Raw genomic sequence first — 5,408 nt, forward strand, 5'->3', positions numbered from 1 at the left:
ATTTCCTTTGGCGAGAAAATGGCCGAATTATAACAGCTGGCCATCTAATCTGAGAAATTGCACTTATTATCCGAATTTAGGATTTTTACAAAGTCTTGCCGCTTGTTTTTAAAGACTTTTGTTTTAATTTTGTTTGTAAGTTGGTCTCTCAACCATGATAAATCAATTTTCTCTTTACTAATGTCAATGCCGATAAACATCATCTCTACTTACTCCCCTTGTACATACAGCATCTACTTAAATAAAAGTGTGCTTGGATACCATTCAGTTTCTGAGAATAGAAAGTCAGGGCTTTATCTACGGAGCAGTATTAAATACTAGACGCAAAGGCAAGCTCACTGACTTCGATGTGATAAATGATAGCTAATCATTTATCAATGAGAGATACAAGGCGTACAGCTTGCTAGCGCGTCAGGCGTTAGCCCTGAAATATAGCTTTATCTAAGCGTTTATCGTATCGATGACAGCGGCTAAAAAGTTGTGAGTCTTTCTAGATTTTAACAATGTTATTTTGATTGCAGTCATGACTTGTTGATCTACTATTAGTTTTATAGCTTAGTGGGAATATAAAATCCGGTACTTATGTTTATAAGTTTTGTGTGGTGTATTAATCTTGTGGGATAGACACGTATCAATAATGGAGTAATAGATATGGAAAGAGGTATTGTTTTATCACCTAAATTTAAAAGGCTCCCAACTGGGGATGTTTTATTTAAGTCGGCTGTCGATGAAATGGAGCTAAGAAAATATCTAACATATTGGGATAAAATAGATGTACCAAAAAGTTCATTTATAGAATTTGATTGTCATCAATTTAGGTTACTTGAAGCATCAGGGCATATATCTAGAACTCCTTATGGAAGAAAACAACAATTTAAGAGTTATAGAATTAGTCAATCAAACCAAATTTATTTAGGTGGCGTTATGTCTGGTGAGATCGATGACTGTACTAATGTGACGATAAATCGAGAATGTGGAGACCAAATTCTAAGAGCTCATGAAGATGTATTTTTATTACGCTCTGGCAATGAGCCAGGGCAGTGGTCTAAAGCTCAAGTGTCACAAGATATAATTTCTTTTGATTCAGAGGATAAAGCTGCAATCGAAATTGAGCTGTATAACCTTCTTCCTGTACCAAGCATTGATACCCCGCTATATGAGATATTAGAGTTTAAAGAATCTTATAGATCAGAGCTTTTAGCGTTTAGGTGTTATTTAGATGAAATGTATCAAGAGATTATAGGATCAGCCGATATTCTAAGGTCACGAACTACCAATTTGACCCGTTTAGAGATGGCTATCAGAGATATTGAAAAAACGATGTCAGAATCTAAAATAAAAATTTTTACTGAATCATTACGCTCAATTTTATCTGGAGTTGATGGTGTGGTTGGTACTGGATTAGCTGTTGGAGCGACAGTTGCTACTTCATCCTTTGGAATGTCACCACTTGTTGCTGGTATTTCTGGAGCTGGAGTTATCGCAGCAACTAAAGTGTTATCTCAATCAAAAAGCACAGTAAAAAATGATTTAACATATCTAAAAAGTATCCGGAGAAATTTTAATTAGTAGGGTTTACTCTTACAGTGAAATAAATTATCTTTCCGCTGATTTATCCATCTCACTTTTCAACTAACTCTGTGCAGCGCGAAGCGCCTCTGTGTTCTTGGTGGTAATTCTCTATATATTACCACCACTGAAACCACCTAAGCCCCACATTGCCTAACCCCATTACCCGCATGTTTAAGCGCTATAATTTGCCCTTTGCCGTTATGCGCCATAGCGAGCATATCGCCGGTATTTATATTACTTTCAACTGCGTGTTTACCCTTTAAATCACTCAACAGTGACTGCTTAATTTGCACTAGCACCTCGTCATTACAGCTGGCTATGTACCAGTCGTTATCTACCTTCACGAGTGTGCCGTATTCTATGTGGCGTTGTTGATGGCGACGTAAATCGTTAGCTAATTGACTGTCTAGCGCGTGTTTTTGCTCTGTAATAGAGCTTGCATAGCTGCCTGCTTGGTTTATTTCGTGTGTTTTTATGAATAAATAGTCGTGAATGTCTATGGTGTTAAGTTCTGTGTTAAGCACTGTTTTTGGTGCGGTATTTATTACGTTGTTATTATCAAAAACAATAAAGGCGAACACACCAAGCGCACAGGCAAGGCTGGTTAGTTGTAGCGTAAAACTAAGCCTTGTGGGCTTTTTAGGCTTTGAATGCACAGCACTATTAAGCAATGCTTTTTGCTGGGCAGCGCTGAGTGTAGTGCGCACTTTTCGCTCTTTGTAGTGTTGTGTGAGCTTTTGATCAAACGGCTCATCAGGCTTGTTCATTGCTTGCTCCTAATAAACGTTTAAGGTTTTTTTTGGCGTAGCGCAGCCTTGTTTTAATGGTTTCAGCATTGCTATGCGTTATAAGTTCTATGTCGGTGAGCGAAAAGCCTTCTTGTTGTAATGTTATGGCTTCGCGTTGTACAAAGCTAAGTTGTTTTAGGGCGGCGTCGAATGCTTCGTAACTTATATTTGTATCGCTTTGCTCACTTTGCTTTGCAGGTAAATGCGTGTTTTCGTCAAGCTCTACAAAGTGCTGTTGCCTGCGGTATTCGTCAATGAGTGTGTTGCGAGCAAGTTTAAACAACCACGCTTTAGGTGTGGTTTGTGCTTGGTAAAGGTGGCGTTTTTCGATTACTTTTAGCCATGTTTGTTGGCTTACGTCGTATGCTAAATGCGTATTAGATTGCGTAATAAGGTAGTGGTATAAGTCGTTACTGTAGAGGGCAATAAGCTGCTCTAAGTAACGATTGTCGCCACTTTTTGCGTAACTTGCCATGCAGTCCTTGCTTGGCGTTTCAAATAACCATGACTTAATACTTAGTAGCATAGGCTCATCGCTTTTATTGTTGTAATTTGAAGTCGAGTTGTACGGTTTGACCTGTTTGTAATTGTGCCACACCTTCAATTACTTTGGGGCGATATTTCCAGCGTTTAATAGCTCTTATTGCTTCGCGGTCAAAGGTGCGTTTTGGCTCGGCGTTAATAACTACTGGGTCGATTACTTCCCCTGTTGGCGAAATACTAAAGCTTAGTTGTACCCAACCTTCAATGCCATCGCGCGCGGCTGTGGTTGGGTATTTAGGGTTTATGCGCACTATGGGTGTTGCATCCCCTGTTGGGCGATTAATGGTGTTATTTATGTCGCCACCAAAATCGTCAATCATCACTGGCGTAAAGTCGCTAATTGCAAGCACAGGATCGGCTGATGTATCAAGCGGTGGAGCTTTTGGCGGCACTTTAGGCATTGGCGGTGGCGGCTGTATTTTTTGTATATGCCTTAGCTTTGAATCCTCAGGCGCTTGAAAAATCTCTACTATAATATCGTCCCCAGGTTTAACCGGTGCGCGTTGCTCGCCACTTATTAAATATTGCATAAACGCAAAAGCTGCAAAGGTCATTACTGCACCGCCAATAACGGCGGTTGATGTTTTAATAAATACTGGGTTGTTAGGTACTTCAAGTGTGTGCATAAGCCGCTCCAAATTTTATTGATCACAACAATTAGGGTGTTTTCAAAGCTATAACGGGTGGCAAATCAAAAAGGGGTGAAATAATTTTATAAAAAATGTGGGGTTTAGTTACAATAGCCATTCGCAAATATTAAAACTTACATTTTTAGGCTGTTATGCAACTCATTGAAATAAATAAAGCGCGTTACCGTAAACATTTAAACCGTGTTATTGCAGGGTGTGGTATTGGTTTAGCTGTAGGCAGCTTGGCTATATCGCAAACGCTAATTGCTTTATTTCCTGATGAAAGTGGTAGCCATTTTCATTGGAACTTAATAGGTGTTGCTATTACTAGCGTTGGGCTTGCGTGGTTACTTAATAAATACCGTACACATAGTTTTATGACAGAAGTTGTTTATGTGTGGGAGCTTAAAAAAGCACTTAATAAAATAACCCGCAAAATGGCTAAGTTAAAAGCAGCAGGGCGCGAGGGTAATGCCGATGCGTTATTAGCGATTCATTATAGTTACGCGGGCTCTCGGTTATTGTGGCAGCTAGACGATAATCTAATCACCATGGACGATTTAGCCATTAAACAAGCTGAGCTTGAATCTGTTGCAGCGCAACATAACGTAACGCTTAACGTTGAAGATTACGACGCAAGTATTTTAAAACAGTTTTAAAGTTTAGGTTTTTAAATTAGTTAGAGGAGCCTTAATGAAAAAAATACTCATAGTGTGTTTAGGTAATATTTGCCGCTCGCCAACCGCAGAAGCGGTATTAAAAGCCCGTGCTAAAAAACTAGGCGTTAACGTTAAAGTTGATTCGGCAGGGACTATTGGTTACCACGAAGGTAAAACGCCTGATAGCCGCTCAATGGCAGCAGGCGAAAAACGTGGTTATAGCTTTAAAGGTATTTGTTCACGTAAAGTACGCAGTAGCGACTTTACTGAGTTTGATTTGATTTTAGCGGCCGATACGCAAAACTTAGCTGATTTAAAAGCCCAGTGCCCTGAGCATTTACGCTACAAGCTGGCGCTATTTTTAGAATATGGCGAGCAAACCCAAAGCGCTATTCCTGATCCTTATTACGGCGGCGATGATGGCTTTGAAAATGTGCTCGATTTAATTGAAGCGGCTAGCGATAAAATACTCGCTAAAATTTAATCCCTATTTTATTACTAAAGCTAAATTTAACGAGCTTTTTGTCGTATTGCACAGTGTTCCTAAAGTAAGTACATTTTATGCTTACTCAAAGGGAACTTTATGAAAATAAAAATATTACTACTCACTTTATCTATCGCTTCTTGTTCTACTTTTGCTAACGATGTTAGTTTTTCGATTGGGGGTGGCTATCCTTATTTAGTTATTCCTGAGGTGTCTTTATCGGCTAACGACGACACACAACGCTGGTATGCAAACTACAAAATAGGCCTTGATGATGGTTTTTCAGCAGGTTTTGAACAAGCGGTAAGTGATAATAAAAAACATGCTTTTGGCGCGCTTGTAGGTGCAATTGGCGCAAGAGATACAGACCAAGAGTGTGAAAGTTCAACAAATGATGTAGCAACTGACTTTGCTAATACGCTAGGTTGTGTAATTGGCGGTATTTTTGATGAAGAAACAACAAACGGCATAGGGCTTACGTACAGCTACAACTTTAATGGATTGAACCACGCTGGTTTTAGATTAGAGCTAGATGTGGGCTACGGTAAAGCAAGCGATAGCAATGAAAAAAGAGCCGATGGCGGTATTAGCGTAAGTTATGAATTTTAACTACATGAGTTTTGTATTAGTTAGTTTTAAAAAAGGCGCATAAAGCTGTCTCTTGATCACAAGTCTGGCTCAAGAGATTTTGCTAAATCGTAGCCTTCCAGGATGGCTTGTAACTTAAGCCATC

The 5,408-nt window shown here is 39.3% G+C and carries 7 protein-coding genes; 4 read left to right on the top strand and 3 right to left on the bottom strand.

The features are described from left to right. Window positions 1–651: 651 nt before the first annotated feature. On the top strand, window positions 652–1,569 hold the full coding sequence (locus tag GQR55_RS19560; protein ID WP_166421913.1) for a DUF6236 family protein: 918 nt from the start codon (window positions 652–654) through the stop codon (window positions 1,567–1,569). A 137-nt stretch (window positions 1,570–1,706) separates the two neighbouring features. Here the strand turns inward: GQR55_RS19560 and GQR55_RS19565 are convergent, their stop codons facing one another. The 3 genes from GQR55_RS19565 to GQR55_RS19575 are packed head-to-tail and all read right to left on the bottom strand — an operon-like array spanning window position 1,707 to window position 3,529. Next, window positions 1,707–2,339, bottom strand: coding sequence for a hypothetical protein (locus GQR55_RS19565; protein ID WP_166421914.1), 633 nt, complete (start codon window positions 2,337–2,339; stop codon window positions 1,707–1,709). Then, window positions 2,326–2,886 (bottom strand): sigma-70 family RNA polymerase sigma factor, encoded by a 561-nt coding sequence (locus GQR55_RS19570; protein WP_166421915.1) that lies wholly within the window; start codon window positions 2,884–2,886, stop codon window positions 2,326–2,328. The genes GQR55_RS19565 and GQR55_RS19570 overlap by 14 nt, the downstream gene beginning before the upstream one ends. Window positions 2,887–2,899: 13 nt before the next feature. Beyond that, entirely contained in the window at window positions 2,900–3,529 is a 630-nt protein-coding gene (locus GQR55_RS19575; RefSeq protein WP_165727235.1) for an energy transducer TonB, read from the bottom strand. Window positions 3,530–3,684: 155 nt separating this feature from the next. On the opposite strand from GQR55_RS19575, the gene GQR55_RS19580 reads away from it, so the two are divergent. The 3 genes from GQR55_RS19580 to GQR55_RS19590 all read left to right on the top strand — a co-directional run bounded on the left by GQR55_RS19580 (window position 3,685) and on the right by GQR55_RS19590 (window position 5,284). Then, window positions 3,685–4,191, top strand: a complete 507-nt coding sequence (locus GQR55_RS19580) for a DUF3087 domain-containing protein (protein WP_165727236.1) — start codon at window positions 3,685–3,687, stop codon at window positions 4,189–4,191. 34 nt (window positions 4,192–4,225) lie between these two features. After that, window positions 4,226–4,675 carry a low molecular weight protein-tyrosine-phosphatase gene (locus GQR55_RS19585; RefSeq protein WP_165727237.1) on the top strand — a complete coding sequence of 150 codons (450 nt, stop codon included), beginning with the start codon at window positions 4,226–4,228 and terminating at the stop codon, window positions 4,673–4,675. A 99-nt stretch (window positions 4,676–4,774) separates the two neighbouring features. Next, window positions 4,775–5,284, top strand: a complete 510-nt coding sequence (locus GQR55_RS19590) for a hypothetical protein (RefSeq protein WP_165727238.1) — start codon at window positions 4,775–4,777, stop codon at window positions 5,282–5,284. Window positions 5,285–5,408: the final 124 nt, after the last annotated feature.

Origin of the sequence: Pseudoalteromonas sp. Z1A8, from assembly GCF_011378855.1 — a bacterium.
Lineage (GTDB): Bacteria > Pseudomonadota > Gammaproteobacteria > Enterobacterales > Alteromonadaceae > Pseudoalteromonas.

Bases quoted from the DNA above. Each gene is read 5' to 3' on its own strand.
- GQR55_RS19585 (WP_165727237.1), top strand. From the start codon at position 4,226: ATGAAAAAAATACTCATAGTGTGTTTAGGTAATATTTGCCGCTCGCCA.
- GQR55_RS19580 (WP_165727236.1), top strand. From the start codon at position 3,685: ATGCAACTCATTGAAATAAATAAAGCGCGTTACCGTAAACATTTAAAC.
- GQR55_RS19570 (WP_166421915.1), bottom strand. From the start codon at position 2,886: ATGCTACTAAGTATTAAGTCATGGTTATTTGAAACGCCAAGCAAGGAC.
- GQR55_RS19575 (WP_165727235.1), bottom strand. From the start codon at position 3,529: ATGCACACACTTGAAGTACCTAACAACCCAGTATTTATTAAAACATCA.
- GQR55_RS19565 (WP_166421914.1), bottom strand. From the start codon at position 2,339: ATGAACAAGCCTGATGAGCCGTTTGATCAAAAGCTCACACAACACTAC.
- GQR55_RS19560 (WP_166421913.1), top strand. From the start codon at position 652: ATGGAAAGAGGTATTGTTTTATCACCTAAATTTAAAAGGCTCCCAACT.
- GQR55_RS19590 (WP_165727238.1), top strand. From the start codon at position 4,775: ATGAAAATAAAAATATTACTACTCACTTTATCTATCGCTTCTTGTTCT.